Annotated in this window: 26 protein-coding genes; 19 read left to right on the forward strand and 7 right to left on the reverse strand. The window is 43.1% G+C overall.

All coding sequences use genetic code 11. The features are described 5' to 3' along the window. Positions 1-199: 199 nt before the first annotated feature. Positions 200-640, reverse strand: a complete 441-nt coding sequence (locus MHZ95_RS15340) for a YtoQ family protein (RefSeq protein ID WP_239391665.1) — start codon at positions 638-640, stop codon at positions 200-202. An 87-nt stretch (positions 641-727) separates the two neighbouring features. Between MHZ95_RS15340 and MHZ95_RS15345 the strand changes: the two genes are divergently transcribed. The 3 genes from MHZ95_RS15345 to MHZ95_RS15355 all read left to right on the forward strand — a co-directional run bounded on the left by MHZ95_RS15345 (position 728) and on the right by MHZ95_RS15355 (position 3062). Next, positions 728-2305: an amidohydrolase gene (locus MHZ95_RS15345; protein WP_239391666.1), complete on the forward strand. Its 1578-nt coding sequence runs from the start codon at positions 728-730 to the stop codon at positions 2303-2305. Between the two features lie 46 nt (positions 2306-2351). Beyond that, entirely contained in the window at positions 2352-2744 is a 393-nt protein-coding gene (locus MHZ95_RS15350; RefSeq protein ID WP_239391667.1) for a hypothetical protein, read from the forward strand. A 123-nt stretch (positions 2745-2867) separates the two neighbouring features. Next, positions 2868-3062 (forward strand): YwbE family protein, encoded by a 195-nt coding sequence (locus MHZ95_RS15355; protein ID WP_239391668.1) that lies wholly within the window; start codon positions 2868-2870, stop codon positions 3060-3062. A gap of 44 nt (positions 3063-3106) precedes the next feature. Here MHZ95_RS15355 and MHZ95_RS15360 read toward each other — a convergent pair whose 3' ends face one another. Continuing rightward, a complete protein-coding gene (locus tag MHZ95_RS15360; RefSeq protein WP_239391669.1) occupies positions 3107-3451 on the reverse strand; it encodes a DMT family transporter in 345 nt (114 codons plus the stop codon). 9 nt (positions 3452-3460) lie between these two features. Next, a complete protein-coding gene (locus MHZ95_RS15365; protein WP_239391670.1) occupies positions 3461-3778 on the reverse strand; it encodes a DMT family transporter in 318 nt (105 codons plus the stop codon). 208 nt (positions 3779-3986) lie between these two features. Between MHZ95_RS15365 and MHZ95_RS15370 the strand changes: the two genes are divergently transcribed. Then, complete coding sequence (locus tag MHZ95_RS15370; protein WP_239391671.1) at positions 3987-5153, forward strand: PstS family phosphate ABC transporter substrate-binding protein; 1167 nt, start codon at positions 3987-3989, stop codon at positions 5151-5153. 19 nt (positions 5154-5172) lie between these two features. On the opposite strand, the gene MHZ95_RS15375 is transcribed toward MHZ95_RS15370, so the two are convergent. Then, on the reverse strand, positions 5173-5838 hold the full coding sequence (locus MHZ95_RS15375; protein WP_239391672.1) for a YczE/YyaS/YitT family protein: 666 nt from the start codon (positions 5836-5838) through the stop codon (positions 5173-5175). Further along, a complete protein-coding gene (locus MHZ95_RS15380; RefSeq protein WP_239391673.1) occupies positions 5825-6262 on the reverse strand; it encodes a MarR family winged helix-turn-helix transcriptional regulator in 438 nt (145 codons plus the stop codon). The genes MHZ95_RS15375 and MHZ95_RS15380 overlap by 14 nt, the downstream gene beginning before the upstream one ends. Positions 6263-6644: 382 nt before the next feature. Between MHZ95_RS15380 and MHZ95_RS15385 the strand changes: the two genes are divergently transcribed. The 10 genes from MHZ95_RS15385 (at position 6645) to MHZ95_RS15430 (ending at position 16032) form a co-directional block, all read left to right on the forward strand. Further along, positions 6645-6983, forward strand: a complete 339-nt coding sequence (locus MHZ95_RS15385) for a DUF5412 domain-containing protein (protein ID WP_239391674.1) — start codon at positions 6645-6647, stop codon at positions 6981-6983. A 50-nt stretch (positions 6984-7033) separates the two neighbouring features. Beyond that, positions 7034-8194, forward strand: a complete 1161-nt coding sequence (locus MHZ95_RS15390) for a PstS family phosphate ABC transporter substrate-binding protein (protein WP_255726802.1) — start codon at positions 7034-7036, stop codon at positions 8192-8194. 527 nt (positions 8195-8721) lie between these two features. Continuing rightward, positions 8722-9744, forward strand: a complete 1023-nt coding sequence (locus tag MHZ95_RS15395) for an NAD(P)H-dependent flavin oxidoreductase (protein ID WP_239391675.1) — start codon at positions 8722-8724, stop codon at positions 9742-9744. A gap of 35 nt (positions 9745-9779) precedes the next feature. Then, positions 9780-10661, forward strand: a complete 882-nt coding sequence (locus MHZ95_RS15400) for a DMT family transporter (protein WP_239391676.1) — start codon at positions 9780-9782, stop codon at positions 10659-10661. Positions 10662-10893: 232 nt separating this feature from the next. Further along, complete coding sequence (locus MHZ95_RS15405; RefSeq protein WP_239391677.1) at positions 10894-11334, forward strand: KGG domain-containing protein; 441 nt, start codon at positions 10894-10896, stop codon at positions 11332-11334. 528 nt (positions 11335-11862) lie between these two features. Beyond that, positions 11863-13149 carry a glycosyltransferase gene (locus MHZ95_RS15410; RefSeq protein WP_239391678.1) on the forward strand — a complete coding sequence of 429 codons (1287 nt, stop codon included), beginning with the start codon at positions 11863-11865 and terminating at the stop codon, positions 13147-13149. Further along, the gene (locus tag MHZ95_RS15415; protein ID WP_239391679.1) at positions 13055-13777 is read left to right on the forward strand and encodes an HAD-IIB family hydrolase; all 723 of its coding nucleotides are present in this window, start codon (positions 13055-13057) and stop codon (positions 13775-13777) included. The genes MHZ95_RS15410 and MHZ95_RS15415 overlap by 95 nt, the downstream gene beginning before the upstream one ends. Before the next feature lie 928 nt (positions 13778-14705). Beyond that, the gene (locus MHZ95_RS15420; protein ID WP_239391680.1) at positions 14706-14978 is read left to right on the forward strand and encodes a YesK family protein; all 273 of its coding nucleotides are present in this window, start codon (positions 14706-14708) and stop codon (positions 14976-14978) included. 64 nt (positions 14979-15042) lie between these two features. Continuing rightward, complete coding sequence (locus MHZ95_RS15425) at positions 15043-15555, forward strand: YcxB family protein (protein WP_239391681.1); 513 nt, start codon at positions 15043-15045, stop codon at positions 15553-15555. Between the two features lie 33 nt (positions 15556-15588). Beyond that, on the forward strand, positions 15589-16032 hold the full coding sequence (locus MHZ95_RS15430) for a hypothetical protein (protein WP_239391818.1): 444 nt from the start codon (positions 15589-15591) through the stop codon (positions 16030-16032). Positions 16033-16404: 372 nt separating this feature from the next. On the opposite strand, the gene MHZ95_RS15435 is transcribed toward MHZ95_RS15430, so the two are convergent. Then, complete coding sequence (locus MHZ95_RS15435; protein WP_239391682.1) at positions 16405-17034, reverse strand: hypothetical protein; 630 nt, start codon at positions 17032-17034, stop codon at positions 16405-16407. Positions 17035-17143: 109 nt separating this feature from the next. Here MHZ95_RS15435 and MHZ95_RS15440 point away from each other — a divergent pair, with 109 nt between their 5' ends. Then, positions 17144-18022 (forward strand): LysR substrate-binding domain-containing protein, encoded by an 879-nt coding sequence (locus tag MHZ95_RS15440; protein WP_239391683.1) that lies wholly within the window; start codon positions 17144-17146, stop codon positions 18020-18022. A gap of 360 nt (positions 18023-18382) precedes the next feature. Here the strand turns inward: MHZ95_RS15440 and MHZ95_RS15445 are convergent, their stop codons facing one another. Next, the gene (locus MHZ95_RS15445; protein ID WP_239391684.1) at positions 18383-18865 is read right to left on the reverse strand and encodes a YxiJ-like family protein; all 483 of its coding nucleotides are present in this window, start codon (positions 18863-18865) and stop codon (positions 18383-18385) included. A 428-nt stretch (positions 18866-19293) separates the two neighbouring features. On the opposite strand from MHZ95_RS15445, the gene MHZ95_RS15450 reads away from it, so the two are divergent. From MHZ95_RS15450 to MHZ95_RS15465, 4 genes are all read left to right on the forward strand, one after another. Continuing rightward, positions 19294-20721 carry a carbon starvation CstA family protein gene (locus tag MHZ95_RS15450; protein WP_239391685.1) on the forward strand — a complete coding sequence of 476 codons (1428 nt, stop codon included), beginning with the start codon at positions 19294-19296 and terminating at the stop codon, positions 20719-20721. 230 nt (positions 20722-20951) lie between these two features. Then, positions 20952-22712: a sensor histidine kinase gene (locus MHZ95_RS15455; RefSeq protein WP_239391686.1), complete on the forward strand. Its 1761-nt coding sequence runs from the start codon at positions 20952-20954 to the stop codon at positions 22710-22712. Further along, entirely contained in the window at positions 22691-23419 is a 729-nt protein-coding gene (locus MHZ95_RS15460) for a LytR/AlgR family response regulator transcription factor (protein ID WP_239391687.1), read from the forward strand. Before MHZ95_RS15455 ends, MHZ95_RS15460 begins: the two co-directional genes overlap by 22 nt. Before the next feature lie 145 nt (positions 23420-23564). Then, positions 23565-24995 carry a carbon starvation CstA family protein gene (locus MHZ95_RS15465; protein WP_239391688.1) on the forward strand — a complete coding sequence of 477 codons (1431 nt, stop codon included), beginning with the start codon at positions 23565-23567 and terminating at the stop codon, positions 24993-24995. Positions 24996-25138: the final 143 nt, after the last annotated feature.

A 25138-nucleotide genomic window follows, 5' to 3' on the forward strand; every position in this document is an offset into this window, starting at 1 on the left:
AAATTGGACATCCTCTTTACGTTCTAATTGTAAGGTCATGAGTATCCTCCTAAATGATGTTGGAATCTATAGTGACGTGTATGAATAGTTGTCGTAGTTATTGCATGTTTAATCATACCGAGGGAATGTTGAGGGAGTATGAATGGCGTGTAAAGATTTCGTAAATGAAAAAAGACTCCCATAGAGAGAGTCTTTAGGTTCATTCAAAGATATAGTGCAATGCTTTTACGGCTTGGTCAACTGTTTCGACGGTGGCGTGTGCTTTGCGGGATAGTTCTTTCAGTGCATGGTGATGCTCTTCTTTCCGTATAAGGATAAGCGGCTTGCCGTATGCAACGGCGCTGCTGGCGTCCATTGCCGTATTCCATTGCTTATACTTTTCACCGAATAGGGCGATGACCAGATCAGCTTTCTTCATTAATAGTTCCGTTCGTAAATTATTGAAGCTGGATGCTGCGGCGTCTTTGAAAATCGCATCCGGTTGTTCGCCTAAAATTTCTTCCCCGATATTATCGGAACGATCATGGTCTTCCATCGGACCGACAAAATCGATCGGCAAATTCAGTGCCGCCACTTTCAACTTCACTTCTTCACGCCATGAACTATGGATTTCCCCAGCTAAGTAAACGGTCAGTCTCATACTTCAATCCCTCCTCTATACTCAGCTCCATTGTAGCAGAACGTTGGCGGAAAGTTTAGAATAAGAGTAGGGATAGGGGGCGTTTGAATGAGAACAGTTTGGCATAACGGTACGATGTATACGATGGCGCAAGAAGGTGAACAGATCGAAGCGCTACTCACAGAAAACGGCAAGATCATTGCAATCGGAACATACGAAGCATTGAAAGGACAAGCTGATGAGGAAGTCGATCTCAAAGGGGCAGTTCTTTACCCAGGGTTCATCGACAGTCATATGCATATGATTGGGCATGGAGATAAATTGCTCAGCCTTGATCTGTCGAAAGCGACTTCCGCTGAGCAGATGATGGATATGCTACTTGGGGCGCATAAAGGGTTGAAAGCGGACGAGTGGTTCATCGGGGAAGGTTGGAATGAAAACAATTTCCCGGATCAAAAGATTTTCACGCGCTATGAACTGGATCAGGTGACGGATTCACCGATGATTCTGAAACGGACTTGTTGGCATGCAGCGCTCGTCAATTCGAAGGCCCTTGCCCTCGCAGGTATTACGAAAGAGACCCTGGACCCAGAAGATGGCGTCATAGTGCGGGATGACAATGGTGTGCCGAATGGCTATTTAAAAGAAGGCGCGATGGACTTCGTCTTGAAGCTCATGCCGCAGTCAACGCAAGAGTCAGTGACCCATGCATTACGGAAATCGGTTGATGACTTATTGGCACTTGGTTTAACGGGGGCGGTGACGGATGATCTCGGCTATTATGGCGACTACACCAATCCGCTACAAGCCTTTAAAAACGTGATTGGTCCGGAGAAAAAATTTCGTGCGCATTTGTTACGGAGGGCGACTGTTTTCGAACAGATGATGGAAGACGAGGTGACGTCAGAAAATCCTTGGATTGAGTTAGGGGAGATGAAGTTTTTCATAGACGGTGCCTTGGGTGGAAAAACGGCATTATTGAGCAAACCTTATGCAGACACCCCAGAGACATCAGGGATCACCGTCTTGGCGGATGAAGAAATTGATGCGCTTGTGGCGCTAGCAAGAAAGCATGGGGAAGCGATTGCTGTTCATGTCATAGGGGATGCAGCATTGGAGAAAGCGCTGGATGCCATAGAGAAATATCCGGTTCCGGAAGGAAAGCGTGATCGACTGATTCATGTCAATGTGCTACGCGATGACCTTGTTGAACGGATGGAGAAACTACCGGTCATTCTAGATGTGCAGCCTGTATTCGTATCGTCCGATTTCCCCTGGGTGATGGATCGACTTGGGGAAGACCGTCTTGATTGGGCATATGCATGGAGAAGTTTGCTCGACCGAGGTTTCATTTGCGGTGGCGGATCTGATGCCCCAATTGAAGAGGTAGATCCATTGCTTGGCATCTATGCGGCGGTAACCCGGCGTAAACCGGGCGAAACTCATGCGGGCTATTTGCCGAATGGAAAACTGAGCCACTTTGAAGCAGTCGGTTTATTCACAACTGGAAGTGCAGCCACGATCGGTAAAGCGGATATCCGTGGTAAACTTGCAGTCGGATTTGACGCTGATTTCACAGTGCTTGATAAGGACTTATTTACAGTGGATGAGGAAGAGATTGTAAATGCAAACGTTGTGATGACTGTTGTCGCGGGTGAAGTGATGTATAGTAGGGGAAGCGTATAAATCTTTGGAAAATGATATTCTCGATGTGATAGGAGATGTTCATTAGATGAAGAAGGTATTCAAGTGGGTACCAGGATTGTTGGTGATCATAGGTGGAATTATTACAATACTGACGATGGTCACAGAAATTCGGGAGTTCGACGAATCATTGGCGAATGCCCAACGTTATCCGATTTACAGGGATATTCTAAAGTTCTTAAGCCCGATTGTCTTAATCTATGATGCCGCGCGCATCGTTGGCGTAGTGATCGTACTGCTTGGTATTTTTCTGCTTTGGCGACCATCATTCCTAAATTCTTTTATCATCATTCTTCTTTCGGGACTGCTATTCAATTGGACCGGCTTTTTATTCGCATTTATTGGGGGAGTGGTGGGCGTGATTGTTGCGCAAAGGTCCGTAGCGGGCGAAATAGGGGAAACCGAGAAAATCCAAGAGTGAGCTCGATGGCTATTTCGTGAAACACTTCCATATCGGGAAGTCAATCGTAAGGAGGGACGCCTGCATACAGGCTTACCACATGTCGTTCAAAGCATATTTCAGAAAAGAGAGGAGGACTAACCAATGAATGGACAAAATCGTGCAGATATCAAACCAGGACTGAAAGTGGCTGTCATTTTAAAGAAAGACCAGCGGACAGGTGTGAAGACGGAAGGGGTTGTGAAAGACTTATTGACGAATTCCAGCTTTCACCCGCATGGCATCAAAGTGCGCCTTGAAGATGGGCAGGTCGGGCGGGTGTGCGACATACTTGGGTGAAAATGGACAGAAGGAGAAAAGGAGATACTTTTCTTCTTCTGTATCTATGTTGGTTCTTTATCTTCTTTACTACCGGAAGGTGCATTGAGCAAAACAACGCCGCCAATAATAAGTGTAATGCCGAAAACCAATCCAATGCTAAGCGGATCATCAAACAATAAAACGCCAAGCGCTGCGGTGAATGCGGTACCCAGGCCGGACCAAATCGCATAGGCCAAACTAAGTGGCAAGAAAGCTAATGTTTTCCCAAGACAATAGAAAGAAACGCCGTATCCGATGATCACAATAATGGAAGGGATCAGCACTGTGAAACCTTCGGAAAGTTTTAAGAACATGGTTGCAATGATTTCTGTGAAAATCGCGATGCTTAAATAAAGATATCCTTTCATCAGTACCTCCTAAAGTCCACTATTCAGTAGCGCAACGCCGCCAATAATAAGCAAGATGCCCACCGATTTCTTTAGATTCATTTCTTCTTTATAGAAGACGACACCAACCAATGCGGTCAACGCTGTCCCAACGCCTGCCCAAATCGCATACGCAAGGCCAAGGGGTAATGTCTGAAGCGACAAGGATAATGTATAAAAGGCGACCACATAGCCAACGACCACGCCGATGGTCGGTACGATTTTCTTAAAGCCTTCTGTCAGCTTCAACATCGAACTGCCAAACACTTCAGCCAGTATGGCAATACTTAATAAGACATAGCCACTCATTCTGCATCCTCCAATACGAGCGATTTTCACACCAACCTATATTGTAAATCAAATAAAGAGCGAATCACAAATAATGGTTTCGAGTGGATGGATCATACTGAGCTATTGAATGTGTTTTGTTCATCGCATAAGCGAAAGAGATTCCGGAATATTCCTATCCTTCATGTATACTAGTAGCAGCGAAACTGGGTGGACAGGGGGAAGTGTCTTGCAGAAAGAGAAAAATAAGTTGGCGAAAGCGGGAGATGTGGTTTACGTCATTGTCATTATGGGTTTGTTATTGCCATTTGTGCTGGGTGGCGCCATTTTTTTGTGGCTTGCAGGGCTGTTGTTTGTATTGCCGCTTCTTGCAGTGTTGTATGTGTCGCTAGGGGTTCTGATGGTCATCCGGGGGTTCAATCAGAGGAAGTATGAAAAGGTCATCTACCGAGTACTCGTTGGAGCAGTCGTGCTTTCTGTGGTGTATATGATTCCCGGTATTTATGATAAGACAAGGCCGGTTGTCCGAGATGGCTATGTAGATCTATTCGAATATGCTCCTTTCACAGAAACATCGAAAGCGGTGACGCTCGATGGGAAGGCGACCTTGAAGATTGATGACAATCTCCCCATTATAGACGGTGCCACTGCTCTTTATCCTGTATACTCGGCATTTGCACAAGCGATTTATCCGGAGGGGGAGTATTATCCGTATAAGAGTGAAGTGATGTCGAACCGGACGGGAGAGGCTTACGATAATTTGATCAATGGGCGGGTCGATCTCATTTTCGCGTTAGCCCCGTCTGCCAATCAGTTGGCGGAGGCGGAACGTTTGGGAAAAGAACTGAAACTGACACCGATTGGAAAAGAAGCGTTCGTGTTCTTTGTCAATGAAAAAAATCCTGTCAAAAGCCTGACAGTCGATGAAATCAAAGGCATTTATGCCGGGAAAATCACGAATTGGAAAGAAGTCGGTGGGAAGCGAAAGAAAATCCGCGCCTTCCAACGCCCAGAAGATAGCGGCAGCCAAACAGCGCTTCAGCAGTTCATGGGAGACGTACCCATCGTGGATCCACCTGTCGAGGACATTGCGTCGATGATGGGCACCATCATCGATCAAGTAGCCGATTATAAAAACTATAATAATGCGATCGGGTATACGTTCAGATACTATTCAACGGAAATGACGCAAAACAATAGCATCCGTTTACTGGCTGTTAATGGCGTCGAACCGATAAAAGAAACGATCCGTTCCGGCGACTATCCAATTACGAACGAATTGTATGCGATCACTGCAGGGAGTGACAACCCGCATATCGATGCGTTTATTGAATGGGTTTTGTCGGATCAAGGGCAGGAAATTGTAGAAAAGACAGGGTATGTGTCGATTCGATAAGTGATGTGAACAGAAAGGTTCAGGAAGTGATCGCTTCCTGAACCTCCAATTTTTTATTGCGGACATGTTGTGCAATGCGATTAAAAATACGAATGATATAACCGACAAGAAATGCAGAAATGATAGTTCCTTCACGGACACCTTGTACAGAGCCGAGCGAATAGAGTGAAATGGCTAGTGCGATGAAAATTAAAGTGAAGTCGAAGATGATCTTGACGATGCCAAATTCCTTCCCGAGTTTTTGAGCGATGACAATGACTAGACCTTCAGCTGGATTGATAATCACTTTTGCCGAAATCTGCAAATAGATTCCATAGGCGAGCACAATACAACCTAGCAACAAAGCAATAACTTTCACAATATAGCTCGTTGGATTAACAAAGTTGAATAGATACATCCCTAAATCGACGAAAAGTCCAAATATTGGTCCGACAATGAGTTGGAGATATTGTTTCTTTTGAAAATCCTTCTTTAAGATGACAATTTGAATGAGTAGAAAGAATGCACAAGTTAGAAGAACTAATAGCCCGAGGGATAATGGAGATATCATACTAATGACATAGGGGACACTCGTAATGGAGGAAGTTCCTAATTGAGACTTGGTGACCAAGGCCACACCGAGTCCCATCGCAAACAAGCCGAATACGAATTTGACGATATCTTTTATCATTTTATTGTTTTTCAATGGATGATCCTCCATTGTTAAGATTGTATTTAATTTTAGAAAGCGTCTCAAAAAAATGTTTTTGTTCTTCTTGCGATATGCCATGCAAGGCCTGTGATTCAATTGCTTCCACCGTTTTACGGCCTAATGCAAATTTTTCCTCGCCTTCCTCCGTTAGCTGCATTTTTCGTTGACGTTTGTCTTCGGAGGGGATTTGCATGATGAGCTGATTTTGCTCCAATCGGTTAACCGTTCTTGTAATGGCTGATTTTTCCACATGCAGGTAGTCGGAAATATCAACGAGTGTAGAAGCCCCGTAGTTTTTTAAATAGTTTAAGACGAGCCATTGAGAATGGTAAAACTCATTTTCTGTTAGCTGTTCATTCATTTTATTGACTAACAGCCTTGAAAGCTGAAGATAATCATGAAAAACTTGATCGTGCATGGAACTAGCTCCTTTTCTAAATAGTTGCTTAGTCAATTATATAGATCTATTGGTTGATTAGTCAACTATTAGTAGCACATGAATGATATGGGGGCAGCATCGGTATATGAATTGGAAACATTTGTATGACGCTTGGCGTCTTGTATGTCATGGGGGTGTGACGATGAAGGTCAGTAAAGGGCTGAAGATTTTATCTTCATTCAGCAGAAGTCTCCCATCTCTCTAGGTGGCGAGATGAATGCGGTTTTGTTTCCTGTTAGCGGGTGTTCAAACGCCAGCTGAACGAAGATAAAGCCTCCGGCGGATATCACAGATTTTGAAAGGAGTTAATCGAGCAAGCTCGATTCAAAATCTGGACGCAATTACGCCGAGGCGTAATTGATTGGCGTTATTGGCAGGGGGTGCTGTCTTTCTTTTTTGTCTCTATTACTATTTCTTTGTGAGTCTCAATCATTTACCAAAGGGAGAGTTGCTAACCGAAACGGTTTCTCCGAATGGTGAGTATACCGTGAACACTTATTTAGCAAATGGTGGTGCGACGGTATCATACGCTGTTAAAGGGGAAGTGGTTTATCATAAAAAGAAAGATAAACGGAAAAATATTTATTGGCAATACCGCGAAGAGACAGCCGATGTTATTTGGATAGATCAACACACGGTATTGATCAACGGTGTTCAACTTGATGTGCGGAAAGAGGTCTATGATTATCGGAGACATTGATGGTCTAACTGGAAATCTACATACTTATAACTTGAATAGGAGGGGTTCATTTGAAAATATTGTCGGTTATCGGGAATATTGCAGTAATCATTATTCTAGCGTTTATTTTGGCATTTGCGATGTTGATTGGCTCTTTTTTATTCATTCCGTGGATGATGTATATCATTCCGTTGATTATCGCGCTCTATGTTTTTTTAGTTTATCTGCTTACCTTCAAAGTGTTTGGCTGGTTTAGGCACGTATCCGGCAAGAAAGCTTTTTACGGGGGGACAGCGGTTATTGCAGTCGTCGGTTTATCCTTTGCGATGTCGGACTGGTACAAGCAATCATTAGATCGTGTCGGGGATGCAGAAGTGGATTTGCATCAGTATATGCCATTTGAGGAAGGGACGAAAGCAGTTAAGTTGGATGAGCCCGCGACTTTGGCATTGGAAGCGGATTTGCCGATTTTAGATGGCGCCACTGCATTGTATCCGATGTACGCAGCATTCGCGCAGGCGGTCTATCCGGAGAATGCGTATCCTTTGTATGACAGTGAAGTGATGTCCAATATGACGCATGTCGCTTATGAAAATTTGATTAATGGCGAGGTGGACTTAATTTTTGTAGCAGGACCTTCCGAAGATCAGGTGGCGGCAGCAAAACGCGCCGGGAAAGAATTGAAATTGACCCCTATTGGTAAAGAAGCGTTTGTCTTTTTCGTCAACTCAAAAAATAAAGTGGAAAATCTGACGATGGATGAAATCAGAGGCATTTACTCGGGGGAATTAACAAATTGGAAAGAAGTCGGCGGTAAAAATAAAGCCATTCGCGCATTTCAACGACCCCAAGATAGCGGTAGTCAGACAGCGCTTCAAAAACTGATGGGGGATGTACCGATCATGGATCCTCCAGTTGACAATGTGATTGACCTTATGGGAGGAATCATCGACCAAGTGTCAGCCTATACAAACTATAACAATGCGATTGGTTTTACATTCCGATTTTACTCCACTGAAATGGTCCAAAACGATAAAATTCGTTTATTGGCCGTCAATGGTGTCGAACCGACAAAAGAAACGATCCGTTCCGGTGACTATCCGATTACGAGTGAATTTTATGCTGTCACTGCAGGGAGTGACAACCCGCATATCGATGCGTTCATCGAGTGGGTTTTGTCGGAACAAGGGCAAGAGATTGTGGAGAAGACGGGGTATGTATCGATTCAATAATATGTCGCGGCCAACAAGGTTATGGTTTTTTTGCATGAAAGTAGGAGGGGCCATAGTCCTGTTTCGCTGATATGTGCTGGTTTGGCGCCGATATATGTCTTGTAATCGCCGATAAATCCAGTTCAAGTGCTGATATAATAATTGGAACATCTAATTATGTCATATATGTTTTGATCAACCCGTTGTGCATAGGGATGTATGGACTATCGGAGATAGTGACGAGTCCGCTAGCAATCAGGTATACTTGACTGTGAGGTAATTTCAGAAGGTTTTGTTAGTTGAGATACATTTGAAAAAGGGATGAGTAGCCTTGTTGGAGTTTTTATGGATTCTTACGCCAGTCATCGGTATCTTATGGTTTTTAAATCTTGTAACCTTGCTGCAAAAGATGAAGGATGGCAGGTATTACCGTAGTCAGAAGATAGCGGGAGGATTTTACACATTTCTTATCATTTTTTTGTCTTTGTTTTTTATAATGATGATGCATTGAAAGCATGAAGGGGAGAACCAGACAGGGGGAATTGGAAATGGATAATCAGATCACAACTTTACTAGCAATCAAATACCCAATCATTCAAGCCCCAATGGCAGGGGTGACGACGCCGGAATTTGTGACGGCGGCTGCAGAAGCGGGGATGCTCGGTTCGATTGGTGCGGGTTATCTCACGGCGGAGGACACACGGCAGTTTATTCGCGAAGTGAAAGAGCGGACGGAGAAGCCGTTTGCGGTCAATTTGTTTGTGCCGGAGAATGTCAAGATGGACCAGCCTTATTTACGGGAAGCTTATGAGGCGTTGCAACCGATTGGTAAGCACCTTGGCATGCCATTTTGGAAAGCGCCGCTGTCGGAACCTGAATTTGATGAACAAATCCGAGTAGTTGTAGAAGAGGGTGTGAAGATTTGTTCGTTCACATTCGGCTTGCCAGATGAAAAGACGGTTCGATTGCTGAAAGAGCATGATGTGTATCTTATTGGGACAGCAACGACTGTGGAAGAAGCGAAGCTGGCAGAACAAGCGGGCATGGATGCCATTGTCGCACAAGGGAGCGAAGCAGGTGGGCACCGGGGATCGTTTTCCGGGGAATTAACGTTCATCCCACTATACGAATTGCTTACAGCTATTGTCGCATCCGTCCAGATTCCTGTTATCGCAGCGGGCGGCATCGCGAATAGAGAAGGAATGGACCGCGCACTGGCAGCAGGTGCACAAGCGGTTCAGATTGGGACCGCCTTGCTTGCGGCTGAAGAAAGTGGCGCCCATTCTGTGTATAAGCAAGCCGTTTTGGAGGCGGATGAAGGATGCACCGTATTCACCAAAGCTTTTTCGGGTAAAACAGCGCGCGGCATTCGCAACCAATTCATCCTTCAGATGAAAGAAGCGATCATTGCGCCGTACCCTTATCAAAATGATTTGACGAAAGAAATTCGCAAAGCGGCGGCGCAGCAAGGAAAACGAGATTTTCTATCGCTATGGGCGGGAGAAAGTGTCCATTTAAGTAAAAAAGGAACAATAAAAGAAATACTCACACAACTCATTCATCCGCTATAATAGGACTATTGAAGAAAAAATGGCGGTGGGAATCGATGAAGAAATATATGGGTGAAATCGGGCTGATGATTACAGCCGTTATTTGGGGGAGCGGATTTGTAGCAAGCGCGGTGTCTTTGGAACATTACACACCTTATCAAATATTGGCGGGTAGGTTTTTAATCGGCATGCTTATCCTTTGTTTGGTGTTCCATAGGAAATTAAAGCATATCAAGAAAAGCACGCTCCTTAAAGGGACCGTATTGGGTCTCTTTTTATATGTTGCTTTTGCACTTCAAACCGTGGGATTGCAATATACGACCCCTTCTAAAAATGCATTTTTAACAGCGGTCAATGTTGTCATTGTCCCATTTATCGGTTTTTTATTGTACAAACGGAAAATCGATCTGTTTGAATTGGGCGGGGCCATTCTCGCATTGATTGGCGTTGCTGTGCTGTCGCTAAAATTATCTTCGGTCATCAATATCGGGGATGTACTGACGCTTTGCTGTGCAGTCGGCTTTGCGTTCCATATCTTTTACACGGCTAAATTTGTCAAAGACGAAGATGCTGTATTGCTCACGATCATTCAAATGTTCACAGCGGCGGTCATCGGATGGGCTGTTGTCGGTTTCAAAGGGGAAACATCGTTTACGCTCGAATCGGCAGGATTGTTGCCACTGCTGTATCTTGGTGTTTTTTCAACGACCATTGCTTATTTACTGCAGACTGTGGCACAGAAATTCATTACCGAAACGAAAGCGGCCATCATTCTATCGACCGAATCGTTTTGGGGCATGGCCTTTTCGGTTGTCATTTTAAGTGAAGTATTGACGACGAAAATGATCATTGGGGCTGTTCTCATTCTGGGGGCGATCCTACTCTCGGAAACAAAGTTTAGTTTTTTTAAAAAGAAAGAAATAGAAGAAATCACTTGATCGATAGAGATTACAGTGCAACGAACCAGGCGGAATCGTTGAACTGTAGTCTTTTTCTTTTTCTGCAACCTTATCAATATTCCCTCTCCCTTTCACTTTAAACATTATATTTCGATAACATTATGACAAGTGTTTTGCAATTCTTACAAGTCTGTCATAAACGTTTTAGGTGTGCGGATTAGGCTATATAAGAGAGTGTTAGATCAAAACTTTTTAAAGGAGAGATTCAGCAATGGCTAAAAACGATAACGATCGCAACAACAACCAAAATGGAATGACCGTAGAGGAAGCAGGTCGTAAAGGCGGAGAAGCCACGGCAAAGAATCACGGTAGAGAATTCTACGAGGAAATCGGTAGAAAAGGCGGAGAAGCGACAGCTGAAAACCACGATCGGGAGTTCTACGAAGAGATCGGTAGAAAAGGTGGAGAAGCGACAGCTGAAAACCATGACCGCGACTTCTATGAAAAGATCGGTAAAAAAGGCGGAGAGGCGACTGCCAAGAATCATGACCGAGAATTCTATGAAGAAATCGGTCAAAAGGGCGGAGAAGCGCGTGCTCGACAAAATGACAATGATAACGACAACGATGATGACGATAATAACGGAAAAGGTAAAATGAGCCGCTCCGAAGCAGGTCGCAAAGGCGGCAAACGCAGCCATGACAACGACTAATAATGTAGTTTAACCGACACATTCAACAGCTACAAACCAACCCCCAGCACAACATTGAAGTGTGTTGGGGGTTGTTTTTTATCTTCATTCAGCAAATGTTTTTGTACTGAAAGCGAAGCGTCAGCTACAGAAGACTCCCAACTCTATAGGTGGTGAGATGAATGCCGGTTTTGTTATCTGTTCAGCGGGTGTCCAAACGCCCGCTGAACGAAGATAAAGCCTCCGGCGGATGTCACAGATTTTGAAAGGATTAAAGAAGGCAGTCTAAGTGCGCGACGTCCTAAAAGGAAAGTGCCTTAATTTCTGCAAAGATCGCAGAAATACGGCAAATCGAACCCTTCGTTGTTCGATTCGCAACGACTGCATGACCTGCTTCCTGCAGGCCTCAAGCTCGATTCAAAATCTGGACGCAGTTACGCCGAGGCGTAATTGATTGGACCTTTATGCGAAATGAAAGGATTTCCAACCTGCAGAATGAGTAACGAAATTCAATTTACCATTAACATAAACGAAAAGGGGATTTGTAAATTGCAGAAGAAAATTTTGTTCATCTCAGATCACGGCGATCCGTTAGCACCTTTAGGCAGCGAACAAGCAGGCGGGCAAAATAATTATGTCAAACAGCTGGCGCTAGCGCTTGAAAAAGAGGGGAACCGAGTGGATGTCGTCACCCATTGGGCAGATCCCGCTGATTCGAGAATAGAAGTATTCGGCGATTCCTGCCGTGTTATCCGGATTGCGGCGGGCCGCAAAGAATATGTACCTAAAAATGAGATGTTCAATCTTTTGCCCGATTTCTATGCCGAAATGAAAAATACCATTCAGCTTGCCTCCTATGATCTTGTGCACACCCATTATTGGTTGTCCGGTCTACTAGGTTCGATTGTGAAGAAGGAGTATCCGATGCCATGGATTCATACCAACCATTCACTAGGTATAGCGAAAGAACAGGTCACTGGTGTGCAAGAGCCGACTCGATTGTCTGCGGAAAAGCTGATTTTAAGCACGGCGGATCAGATTATCACGACAACGGAAAATGAGGTTGATCTCATACGTAGCTTCGTCAACCATCCGGCTCCTATGTCGGTCGTTGCCATCGGAGTGGACGATGCATTCCGACCTTTGCAAAAGCAAAAAGAAGTAGCCGGCAACCCGTACTTTGCATTTGCCGGCAGACTTGAAAAGACAAAAGGGATTTATACGCTCTTACATGCTTTCCGCCGACTTGTTGAACGAGATGAAGTTCCCCATTCAGCCAAGCTTCTCATCGCAGGCGGAGATGCGAATAGTGTCGATACTGTCAAGAAATTACCGAAACATCAAGCATTACGAGCCACCATCGAGGGGCTGGAAAATCGGATCGATTTCATCGGAGGACAATCACCAAATGAGCTAGCTTCCCTTTTCAACGGGGCGACAGGTACCGTTGTTCCCTCCCAATATGAATCCTTCGGGATGGTGGCAGCTGAAGCCCAAGCCTGTGGATGCCCGGTCATCGCATCGAATGTAGGGGGTCTGAAGGAAGTAGTGAAAAACCGGATGACCGGTTTGCATATCGAAAAAAATGACGTGCAAAGTCTGGCATCCGCCATGAAAACATTACTGACCAATCAAACATATGCCAAACGGCTCGGCATGACAGCGGCAGCCTTTGCCAACAGAGAGTACAGATGGCCTGCGCTCTCGAGAAAAATAAATAAATTGTATGAGGTGACGTTGAATGAAAAGAAAAACGCATATGTTGGCGACGGATCTAGACGGTACGTTGGTGGGCGATCAGGAGGCGCTACGGGCACTGTTGCTGTATTACGATGAACTGCCTTATGACGTGGCATTTGTCTATGTGACCGGTAGACATCTGGCGTCCGCCCTTTCGCTTATTGAGGCAGAAGATTTGCCGCAGCCGGACATCCTCATCACAGATGTCGGGACGGCAATTTACCGAGATGCACAGCTAGCGGAGGATGTAGAATGGAAGCGGCAAATGCAGGCCGGATGGCAGCCGAAACGGATTGTTGAAATGGCTTCAGCTTTCCCGGCACTGCATAGACAGTCGTTACCAGATAATCGCCGCATTTCATTCACTTTTTCACCTAATGATGGCGCTGTACATGACTTTGAAGAAGCGCTTGCCCAAGCCCGCATCCCTCATAAAATGATCATCAGTTCCAATCGGGACGTCGATGTGTTACCTGAAAAAAGCGGGAAAGGGAATGCACTGAACTATGTAATTGAAAGGTACGCTCCCAAAGACGTCCAAGTCCTCGTCGCTGGTGATTCAGGCAATGACCTCGACATGCTCACCCTCGGTTATCCGGCCGTTATTGTCGGAAATGCCCAACCCGAGTTGACTACGATTGAACCCCATCCCCGTCTCTACCATGCACAGAAGAACTGTGCGAAAGGCATCCACGAGGCTTGGCTTCATTTTTATGGGAGCTGACTCAGTCAAACACGTTCTTTCAAACAAGCAAGTCTGTTTGAAAGAACGTGTTTGTTTTTTTGGTTGTGCTTTTATTATTTTGAAGTGTTGAGTACTAGTGATTTGTGGTGACAGGCACCGGTTTTTACCTAGTCGAGTATTAATAAGAACACATGTGTGGTATAATGGGGGAATAATAGAATAGGGTCTTCAAGGGTGGTCAGCGCCCCGTTACTTGTTCCGGTCACGGTATATTCCATGACTGAAAGGGGGTGCTGCAATGTTGACTATATTTGAATCGCTGGTGATTACAATTAGCTTCTCAACATTAATCGTTGCGATGCTTGCACTTGCGTATTCCATGTCAAAAAAGAAATAATCCACCCTTGAGTTGGCTGCTCCAGGTGGATTATTTCCTCTGTGGACGCTGACCCCCATACGGGAACCCGCTATTATAAGTACCGCGACGATGCGCTAACACCGTTGCGGTCTTTTTACTATATCCTATTGATACCATAATTATAACAAATCCATAATTTGCTGTCCATTTATCAAACCATTAGAGGGAGATTCCTTATTTAGCAATGTTAGAAGGTTAGTTGGCTCAGGAAATAGAAGTATGATACGTTGGAGTTGGAAGTCTTTAACTTGCTTCAGCAGAAGTCCTATACTTCCATAAGTCGCGAGATGAATGCCAGAATGTATTTCAATCAGAGTGGTTTAAACTCCCTGCTGAATCAAGTTAAGCCTCCGGCGGATGTCAGGGATTTTGAAAGGAATCAATTGCGCTTATCTAGGTGCCTTAATTTCTGCCAAAACGCAGAAATATGGCAAATCGAACCCTTCGCTGTTCGATTCGCAATTCAAAATCCCGACGCAATTACGCCGAGGCGTAATTGATCTTTAGCAATTCCTCAGCAACAAATGTCTTTTCCAAGGAGGTTAAATAATGGGATTGGTGTATCTCATTTGGATAGGTAGCATCGCTTTGTGTATTTTCGGATGGGCTTATTTTAGATCTTTTCACAGGAAACACAAACGTTATTTTGTTCCGTATCTCATCTTTCAATTGGGCATTACGCTGCTGGTCATCAGCATCTTCATCATTGGTCAGTGGGCTGGTATGGCGTATGGTTTTATTTCCATCATAATCATGGGCTTGGGGCTGGTCATTGCATTGCTTATTTTCATTTATTCCTTTGTGCAAAAAAAACGACAGTAACCATCTCGCCGCTCGAAATGAAAGCAGTTCAACAACAAAGACACTATCAAAATAGGAGATTGAAATGGAAATAAACTACAATTTAACAGAAGAAGATTATATACACTTCAATTTATACCATGTCAAAAATTCAAAGACAGGGAAACAAGCTTTGACATGGCAGCGGTTTTTATCGCCCTTATTCTTTATTCTCATCGCCTATATTTACTCGGCGATAAGTGACATGCCCTTTTTACCGTTGTTTATCACATTTTTCATTATGAGCATTCTATGGATCGTTTTCTATCCAAAGTATTTTTATAATCTCATTACCCGTAATGCGAAGAAAATGATCAAAGAAGGGAAGAATGAAGGACTATTAGGCGAGCATTGCATGAAAATGACGGAGGAAGGAATCGCCGATACTTCTTCACAGAGGGAAACAAAAGTGACTTGGTCCGGGATAACCGGTTTCAAAGAAGATGACGGATACATCTATTTGTACAATAGCTCAGTCAGTGCCTATATTCTCCCGAAGCGGGAAATCAATCACGTGGATGAAGTCAGAAACTATATCCAATCAAGGCTCATACACTAAGAAGACACTGAGGGAGGGGTTCTGTTGAGAAAAATGCTGACAGCTTTGCTGACAGTTTTATTTCTAACGGCTTGTTCCAATCAAGAAGTTAGCGACTATGACTATTCTTTTACAGGAGAAAGTGAGCATTGGATAGCAGAATACTTCGTGCAAGGAACAGAGAAATGGGGAAAAAAGAATGATATTGTCACCTATTCGAATGAAGGTAACCATATCTTTACGTTAAAATACAAAGGAACCTTGGAGGAACTAGCCTCTGTAAAAACACTTGGATATTCCTATGAAACAAACACAAGTAGTGGGTTAAGCGATATGGAATTCGATGAACCCCTGACTGAGATTGTCTTTACAAGTCGTGGACGTTCAACAGGAGCAAAAGTAGGGGAAGATGAGATCATCCAAGTACATGTAAAATGGGATGATGCCGAGGAGTCATTTGAATTGCATAACCGTGGAGAACGGATTTTTCCGCGGTAATGAGGCGGAGCTTACTACGTAGATAAAAAATCGGTAAAGGATTATCTCCCTTACCGATTTTCACTTTATGTACGAATTGCACGAAGTATTCAGCTTGGCAGATGACGATGGGCGAACACAAGAATCCCGTAACTGGTAACCCAAGATTTGAAAGAGTTTTGAACGCTGAACGGTAAACTTTAAACAGTAAAGAACTTTAAGGCGTAAGTTTTACAACTTTGAGCGTTAAGCCTTGAGCTTTTATCGTCAATTAGTACACCATTAGATTGTAAGTTGAGTGTTGGCTTTACTTATTCACCCAAAGAAATGCCAACGAAAGAAGGGTCTTGTGGATATCGTTTTCGAATACGCATGCAATTGATGGATTGTTCGTTAAACCGTGATTTTCGTGATTGCATTTGATTCGGAGAGGACTGCGTCGACTTCCGATTTGAAGCTTGAAATTTTTTCTTCGAGCTCTTCGATGCGTTTATCGATTTTCAACGGGTCGATTAAAACGTATTCGTTGCGCTCCATAAATGACTTTGTATGCAGCTCTACTTCCTCTTTTTTGGCATGTTCTTTATTCCCTAAAATAGCTGTTAAATATTCTTCCAACCGTTTAGGAAGGGAATCATTTTCTTTTGTCAGTTTATTGATCGCTGTTCTACGCGATTCAATCATGGAAGCCAATAGTCTTTCTTCATGTTCAATGGAAACCTTGCGCTCGATCGCTTTAGCGACCGTCATCGTTTCACCAGCTACGACGACTTCTGTAATCGCGTTCGATTGGACAATAGCGTCTTTAATTTGAATACGCCGTTCAATCAATGCGGAGGCTTTGTCAAAAGCGGATTGGATTGTTTTTTCATAGTCCTCGATGGACATGCCTTTGATTTTCTGTGCCGATTTGCGATCTGTTGCAATAAAATCAGCTTCATAGATCGTTTTTGGTATCCGCTCATTCAAGGTCTTTAATTCAGTTAAAGCACGGTGGATCGACATCGTTTGTGTAGTAGTCAATGAATCTTCCTCCATAATCGCTTTGATAAATACTAGTGTACCATGATATCCCGTATTTGTTCCCATCATGTATAATGAAGAGGTGTAAAAAGTCTCGGAGGTCATTCACTTGAACATCGAAAATCTCAAGATATTTTGTCTAGTTGTGGATGAGGGAAGTATAAGCCAAGTAGCAAGGTTGAGCTTTGTTTCTCAGCCTGCGATCACAAGAAAGATTCATCAATTGGAAGATTTTTATGGAACTTTGTTGTTCGACCGTTCGGAAGGGAAATTGAGAGTGACTGAAACGGGAAAGATTTTATATCACTTTGCCAAAGCGATTGTCAATGACTTTAACCATTCAAAAGAAGTCATTCAGCAACTAACAGGAGAGTCAAATATCCATCTCACAGTCGGTGCATCATTGACCATTGGCGAGTATTTTCTGCCAAGCTTATTAGGTAGATTTAAGAAGCAGAAGCCGGATATAAGAGTGACGTTATCCATTAATAATACCCCTCGCGTTTTGGAGGAGTTATCGAATGATGTGATTGATCTGGCTTTGGTTGAAGGCTTGGTGGAGGACAATGCTTTTAAGGTGGAGAAGTTTGCCGAAGATGAATTGGTGCTTGTTTGTCCATCCGATCACCCGTGGAAAGACAGAAAAGAAATCCAAATTCAAGAACTGGCAAATGAGCGGATGATCTGGCGTGAAGCCATTTCAGGGACACGCCTGATTGTGGAAAACACGTTAAGGGAGTACGGAATCTTAGAAAAGATCGAAAGCTATATGGAGATCGGAAGTACACAAGCGATCAAAAGTGCCGTAGAGGCTGGGCTGGGAATCAGTATCTTACCTAAGCTGACGGTGACTAGGGAATTGGAACAAGGTTTCTTGCACCAAGTCGAGATTGCTGGGATAAAAATGACGAGAAATCTATGGCTCGTCCAAAAAAATAAAAGATTTAGTAAGGCAGGCGTATCGGATTTTATAGAATTTATCAAGTGAAAAGTCGTTTGCGTACGGTATGTTCGCAAACGTTTTTTTATGCGAATGGGCAACAGAAAAGTTCCTTGTGTTGGTTTGGAATAAAGTTTGATAAGAAATATCTCAAAAATCCGCATTTTAAGTTAAACGATAAGAACCCGTTTTGAAAAGTGATTGATCAAAACGGGTTAATTCTGTGTGAAATACTATGCAATTTTTATAATAAAGTTTGATCATTTCTACTGTTGATCTTAAACAATCGCGCCGGTTTATTGAAGTGCATTTTTTCACAAACTTATAAAGCAACTGTACTTTTAAGATTGTTTGTATCCTTTACAAACTTCTCCGTTAGTCTCTCTCATTATTGTTATATTTTCTTCGCTAATTGCTACGTTTTCCGTTTGTATGTAATTCAGGTAATAAATTTGACTCCGAATCAATTGGTAGAAGTTCCGAAATGAAAAATGTTTTTTGCGGTCGATTTAATGGGAAATAGTCATTGGACAACAGTTGTAATAACAATTTTCTTGCTTGCTCAAAGGTTTTATACTCCTGAAAGAAATGGTTATAGTTTGCTATTCGGTCTTCAAAAAATTCATATTGATAATGGTATTCAAAAAAAGATTTATATAGCATGTCTATTTGTCCTTGTGGAATTTGATTTGTCTTATCTCCTAAAACATAACTTAACGTTCCAGCTATGTTCACACAGTAATAACGAAAATCTTCATAGAAATCCACCTCACGGGATAAATTCAAAAATTCTGTTCGTAAGTCTTCACATATTTTATTAATATCTCTAGTAGGAAATGGCTTTTTTAAGTCGGCTTCAATTTCAGTTAATTGTTTCAAAATAGCGTTCATATTTTCTCCCTTATACGTGTGTCAGCATTGAAAATCTTCTAAAAGACTAAGGTTAGCATGAAAAATAAATGTAATTTATTAAACGACTAGCTTCCTGTTTTCTTTCTCAAATACTTTTTAAACTTCAACAATATGGCCCGTTTGTTGAATTGTCATAATCCATCTTGTCAATGCAATTGTATCAAACTTTTCAATAAATTATCTGACCTTATTCCAAATGGTCAAACTTTATTTTAATGCTTCACCGTGTTCATATGTGGATGGATTCCCCGACTTCTACTTTCGAAAATCTGTCATAGACTAAAGGTATATGAATGGATTGGGAAAGGATGATTTCAAACAGTAAAGTCATTCATACTTCTAATTGGAAGAGGACACTTGTGACGATTGAAGTACGGGAACAATACTAGCGGAATAGGGGTGTTCGTATGATTACGTTTTTCCTCGCCATCGTTTTGTTAGTTGCCGCTTATTTCACGTATGGAAAATTCATTGAAAAGCTGTTTGGTCCGATCGAATCGCGAAAAACGCCCGCTTATGCGAATGCGGACGGTGTAGACTATGTGCCGATGGGCAAGCAAAAAAATGCATTGATCCAGCTTTTGAATATTGCGGGAACCGGTCCGATTTTCGGTCCGATTATGGGGGCTTTGTTTGGCCCGGTCGCGTTTTTATGGATTGTGTTCGGAGCAATTTTTGCTGGGGCGGTACATGACTATTTAACAGGGATGATCTCCATCCGGAATAGAGGCGCCCATATTCCGGAATTGGCTGGGAAGTTTTTAGGGAATGTATCGAAACATATCGTCAATCTCTTTGCTTTACTGCTTTTATTATTAGTAGGAACAGTCTTTGTCACAACGCCGGCTGCGCTATTAGGTATTGTATTTAATGGGAAAGTGGCCATTTGGATCTTAATTCTTGCTATTTTTATTTATTATTTCTTATCGACTATACTTCCGATTGACAAAATCATCGGTAGGTTCTATCCGTATTTCGGGGCGCTATTGTTGGTGGGAACAGTAGGTGTCGGAGGGGCTTTACTGTTCTCCGATTACACAATTCCGGAATTGACCCTTACGAATATGCATCCGGATAACTTGCCGATCTTCCCAATTCTATTCTTTACAATTACATGCGGGGCACTGTCCGGTTTCCACGCGACGCAATCCCCGATTATTTCAAGGACAGTTAAAAAAGAATCGGAAGGCCGTTATGTGTTTTACGGCATGATGATTGCCGAAGCAATCATTGCGATGATCTGGGCTGCGGCAGCGATGAGTATGCTGGATGGGCAAACATTGAGTGAATTCATCGCAACGGGAACGCCTTCTTCCGTCGTCGAACATGTATCTATGACGTTATTAGGTGCGGTCGGTGGAACAATTGCGGTATTGGGTGCCATTGTCCTGCCAATCACATCAGGCGACACGGCATTCCGTGCGGCACGTTCGATCATTGCGGATTACTTGAAGATGGACCAGAAAAAGATTGTAAGACGTTTAATGATCGCGCTTCCTTTGTTCGCGATTTCCGCAGTATTAACACAAATGGACTTCAATATTTTGTGGAGATATTTCTCTTGGGCGAACCAAGCGACAGCGGCCATCGCCTTGTGGATTGCGACGATGTATTTATTTGTCAAAGGGAAAAATTATTTTGTCTCGCTAATCCCAGCGTTGTTTATTACGTATATGGTATTCGTTTATATTCTGAATCAGAAGATCGGGTTCAATTTGGATTTGAACGTTTCCTTCATTGTCGGAATCGTACTGACTGCCATTTTGGCAATGATGTTCTTTGTCAGGGCAAAGCGTAATAAACAACAGAAAATCGAAACCGATGTTAGTGTTTAACTAGGGAGAAAAGTGGACTCTTCGGGGTTCACTTTTTTATTGTGACAGTAGTTCGCCCTCGCGTCAGTTGGAAAAAACGATTAGAATCCTTCCGGTAGTAAAACGTATAGTGTTAAAATGGAGAGGCTTTGAAAAGCATATTCAATCGTGAGAATGAACTCCATACCGTATTGATTTGTTGTTATATGTTAAAGAGTGGGGAAATAGATATATCGGGAAGAGGGATTGCATTGCTCGATTTACTGGTCGTGATGTTGGAAAGAGTCGGATTGATTATTGCGGTCGCTTTCATTTTGACGCGCGTTCCTTTTTTCAAAGATATGGTTCATCACGTTAAGCTGAGCCGAAAACAGGAATTCATAGCGATCTTGTTTTTCGGTTTTTTTGGCATTGCTGGCACGTATTTTGGCGTTGCATTTAATACGAATACCTTCCATTTCAATAGTGTAGAAATGGAATTGGCAAAGGAAGAAGCCATCGCCAATTCTAGGGTGATTGGCGTGGTTGTCGCAGGTTTGTTAGGAGGGTACCGTTTAGGGATTGGCGCCGGATTGATCGCGGGTATTCATCGCATGACCTTGGGCGGGTTTACAGCAGTTTCTTGCGGCCTTTCTACAATTGTTGCAGGAATACTGGCTGGCGTTGTTTACCGGAAACGAAAAGACCTTACGCCGCTGACTGTGTTCGGCATCGGAGCATTGGCTGAGGCGATGCAAATGAGTGTCATTCTGCTGCTGTCCAAACCCTTTGACAAAGCATTTGCATTGGTTGAAGTGATTGGCATACCGATGATTTTGGCCAATGGTGTGGGGACGGCTCTTTTTCTGCTAATTGTCCATAACGTTATGCATGAACAAGAGAAAGTGACAGCTCTTCAGGCGCAAAAAACATTGCGTATCGCCAATCAGACGCTGGGCTATTTACGAAAGGGCATGAGCAACGATACGGCTCAAGCAGTTTGTACGATCCTCTATCGTGAACTGGAGCCGAGTGCGGTTGCCATTACAAATAAAACACATATACTGGCGCATATCGGCATCGCCAGCGATCATCATCAAATCAATAGTCCAATCAGAACAGAGAAAACGAAAGAAGTCATTCAACGTGGAGAGCTTATTGTCGTAAATGACGGTACCATCCATTGTGATTATGCAGACTGCCCGTTGGGAGCGGCTGTCATTGCACCGCTTGTTCAACGTGGCGAAACGGTCGGTACATTAAAGCTCTATTATCCATCCGAAAAAGTCATCACAGACGTCACTATGGAATTAATAGATGGGTTAAGTTCATTATTAAGTAACCAACTTGAAATTGCGGAGACTGATCATGCGTACCAATTGGCGAAGGAAGCCGAAATCAAAGCATTACAAGCACAAATCAATCCGCACTTTCTATTTAATTCAATGAATATAATTGTGTCATTGATTCGTACGGATCCCGATCAGGCACGTAAATTGCTTAATTCCCTGTCTTATTTTTTACGGCAAAATGTGACAGGGACGACCGTTTCAAAAATATCTTTAAAACAGGAATTATCGCATGTGAGAGCCTATTTGGAAATTATAGAAGCACGATTCATCGATAGGCTGACCATCCTGTACGATGTGGATGATCGATTATTGGCTGAACAGATTCCTCCCTTTACTTTACAACCGCTTGTAGAAAATGCAATTCATCATGGAATTCGAGATATGGAGCATGGCTGTATAATTAAAATATCCATCCAAAGTGTCGATCAGGAAATCGAAATCCGGATCGAGGACAACGGAAAAGGAATCTCGCCTGAACGGATTGCGATGATCGGATCGGACAAAGTCGATTCCGAAACCGGAACCGGGATGGGCATTTACAACATCAATCGTCGCCTAATGATGACATTTGGAGACCAAGCCGCTTTGTCCATCACTAGCGAACGAAACGAAGGGACAACCCTATCTTTCCGAATACCTAAAATGGAGGTGAGAGATCGATGCGAACAGTCAGGACATTGATCGTCGATGATGAGCGCTACGCCCGTGAAGAATTAGCGTATTTGTTGGGGAAGTTTTCGAGCATACAACTCGTAGGAGAAGCGGAGAACGGAGAAGCTGCCGTTTTAAAAACATTGCAGTTACAGCCTGATGTGGTGTTCTTGGATGTGGAGATGCCTAAAATGAACGGGTTAGAAGTAGCTAAATCATTGGTCGAGCTAAAAAAAGTGCCGCTGATCATTTTTGCCACTGCCTATCCGCAATTTGCGGCTGAAGCTTTTCGGATCAATGCCGTCGATTACTTAGTAAAGCCTTATGATGAGGAACAGCTTAAGCAAACTATTGACAGAATTGAGAAGGTCCTTTTTCCGGCTATGCCCGTCGATTCGTCTGGAATGCTTGGAAAATTGGCAGTGGAAGCAGACGGAGAAATCAATTACCTCCTTCCACAAGAAATATTATATATGTATCGAGATGAGAAAGTGACCAAAATCATAACCCATACACAAGAATATGAAGTGCGGACCACATTAAAAGAGCTTGAAAGTCGATTGGAACCTTTTTCTTTTTTTCGGATCCATAAAGGTTATCTCGTCAACTTAATGTATGTTAGCCGATTAACACCATGGTTTAATGGGGCTTATCAGCTTGAACTAGAAGGTCTTGATACAAAGCTTTCCGTCAGCAGAAATTATGTCAAGGATTTGCGGCAACGGCTGGAATTATGAAGGGATGCCTGCATGTTAATTCCGCCTATCGACTTGTTAACCTTCTAATCTTACATGTTGCGACGAAAATCCCCTTATTTAGAACATTTCCCCTAAACTGACTGTATACGCATACATGCAATTTTGGGGAAATAGGGGTGTTAGGATGGTTACGTTTTTTCTTTCGATTTTACTGTTAGTAATCGGTTATTTTACGTATGGAAAATTTATCGAAAAGCTTTTTGGTACGACTGATTCCAGAAAAACACCGGCTTATGCAAATGCCGACGGTGTAGACTATTTGCCGATGAACAAACATAAAAATGCGCTGATTCAACTACTGAATATAGCAGGGACAGGTCCTATTTTTGGACCGATTATGGGAGCTCTCTTTGGTCCGGTCGCCTTTTTGTGGATTGTTTTTGGTGCTATTTTTGCGGGGGCTGTACATGACTATTTGACGGGTATGATTTCCATTCGAAACAAGGGGGCACATATTCCAGAACTAGCTGGAAAGTTTTTGGGTACGGTTTCCAAGCATATTGTCAATCTGTTTGCCTTGTTGCTCCTACTGTTGGTCGGGACGGTATTTGTGACGACACCAGCCTCTTTATTAAGTATATTAGTGGATGGGAAAATCGCTTTGTGGATACTGATTATGGTTATTTTCATTTACTATTTCCTATCTACGATTCTTCCGATCGATAAGATCATCGGACGTCTTTATCCGTACTTCGGTGCTGTTCTTTTAATCGGAACACTCGGCGTTGGCGTGGCGTTATTATTCTCGGATTATACAATTCCGGAATTAACATTGGTGAACTTACATCCGGATAACGTGCCGATTATTCCAATTCTATTCTTTACGATAACATGTGGAGCCTTATCCGGTTTCCATGCCACACAATCACCGATTATCTCCAGAACGGTGGAAAAAGAATCACAAGGACGTTATGTATTTTACGGCATGATGATTGCCGAAGCGGTGATTGCGATGATTTGGGCTGCTGCGGCGATGAGTATGTTGGATGGACAAACATTGAGCGAATTCATTGCGACAGGTACACCTTCAGCAGTTGTCAATGAAGTATCCATGACGTTATTGGGTGCTATTGGCGGTACGATCGCAGTATTAGGTGCGATTGTCCTTCCGATTACTTCTGGGGATACAGCATTCCGTGCGGCACGTTCGATTATTGCAGATTACTTGAAGATCGATCAGAAAAAAATTGCGAAACGATTGATGATCGCTGTTCCATTATTTGTAGTATCGGCCCTATTGACGCAAATTGATTTCAATATTCTATGGAGATATTTCTCCTGGGCCAACCAAGCAACGGCGGCCATTGCCTTGTGGATCGCAACCATGTATTTATATGTTAAAGGGAAAAATTATTTTGTTTCATTAATACCTGCGCTATTCATTAGCTATATGGTATTCGTCTATATCCTGAATCAGAAGATTGGATTCAATTTGGACTTGAACGTTTCCTTCATTGTCGGAATCGTATTGACCGCTATTTTGACAGTATTATTCTTTGTGAAAGCGAAGCACAATAGAAGAGATAAAATCGAGACGGATGTCATCGTTGAATAAGTGGAAAAAGTGGACTCTTCGGGGTTCACTTTTTTTGTGGCATTGGAAAGGACAATCCCTTAGTTGTAGTTTCGGGGTGCTAAAGTCCCGGAATGCAACCAACTTGCCGATGAGTGTAAGTAAAACAGACATGAGTGCAACCA

The sequence above is a fragment of the Sporosarcina sp. ACRSM genome, from assembly GCF_022346545.1.
Taxonomy (GTDB): domain Bacteria; phylum Bacillota; class Bacilli; order Bacillales_A; family Planococcaceae; genus Sporosarcina.

Excerpts from the sequence above, each read along its gene's own strand:
- MHZ95_RS15340 (WP_239391665.1), bottom strand. The coding sequence starts at position 640 with ATGAGACTGACCGTTTACTTAGCTGGGGAAATCCATAGTTCATGGCGT.
- MHZ95_RS15345 (WP_239391666.1), top strand. The coding sequence starts at position 728 with ATGAGAACAGTTTGGCATAACGGTACGATGTATACGATGGCGCAAGAA.
- MHZ95_RS15350 (WP_239391667.1), top strand. The coding sequence starts at position 2,352 with ATGAAGAAGGTATTCAAGTGGGTACCAGGATTGTTGGTGATCATAGGT.
- MHZ95_RS15355 (WP_239391668.1), top strand. The coding sequence starts at position 2,868 with ATGAATGGACAAAATCGTGCAGATATCAAACCAGGACTGAAAGTGGCT.
- MHZ95_RS15360 (WP_239391669.1), bottom strand. The coding sequence starts at position 3,451 with ATGAAAGGATATCTTTATTTAAGCATCGCGATTTTCACAGAAATCATT.
- MHZ95_RS15365 (WP_239391670.1), bottom strand. The coding sequence starts at position 3,778 with ATGAGTGGCTATGTCTTATTAAGTATTGCCATACTGGCTGAAGTGTTT.
- MHZ95_RS15380 (WP_239391673.1), bottom strand. The coding sequence starts at position 6,262 with ATGCACGATCAAGTTTTTCATGATTATCTTCAGCTTTCAAGGCTGTTA.
- MHZ95_RS15395 (WP_239391675.1), top strand. The coding sequence starts at position 8,722 with ATGGATAATCAGATCACAACTTTACTAGCAATCAAATACCCAATCATT.
- MHZ95_RS15400 (WP_239391676.1), top strand. The coding sequence starts at position 9,780 with ATGAAGAAATATATGGGTGAAATCGGGCTGATGATTACAGCCGTTATT.
- MHZ95_RS15405 (WP_239391677.1), top strand. The coding sequence starts at position 10,894 with ATGGCTAAAAACGATAACGATCGCAACAACAACCAAAATGGAATGACC.
- MHZ95_RS15415 (WP_239391679.1), top strand. The coding sequence starts at position 13,055 with ATGAAAAGAAAAACGCATATGTTGGCGACGGATCTAGACGGTACGTTG.
- MHZ95_RS15420 (WP_239391680.1), top strand. The coding sequence starts at position 14,706 with ATGGGATTGGTGTATCTCATTTGGATAGGTAGCATCGCTTTGTGTATT.
- MHZ95_RS15425 (WP_239391681.1), top strand. The coding sequence starts at position 15,043 with ATGGAAATAAACTACAATTTAACAGAAGAAGATTATATACACTTCAAT.
- MHZ95_RS15430 (WP_239391818.1), top strand. The coding sequence starts at position 15,589 with ATGCTGACAGCTTTGCTGACAGTTTTATTTCTAACGGCTTGTTCCAAT.
- MHZ95_RS15445 (WP_239391684.1), bottom strand. The coding sequence starts at position 18,865 with ATGAACGCTATTTTGAAACAATTAACTGAAATTGAAGCCGACTTAAAA.
- MHZ95_RS15450 (WP_239391685.1), top strand. The coding sequence starts at position 19,294 with ATGATTACGTTTTTCCTCGCCATCGTTTTGTTAGTTGCCGCTTATTTC.
- MHZ95_RS15460 (WP_239391687.1), top strand. The coding sequence starts at position 22,691 with ATGCGAACAGTCAGGACATTGATCGTCGATGATGAGCGCTACGCCCGT.
- MHZ95_RS15465 (WP_239391688.1), top strand. The coding sequence starts at position 23,565 with ATGGTTACGTTTTTTCTTTCGATTTTACTGTTAGTAATCGGTTATTTT.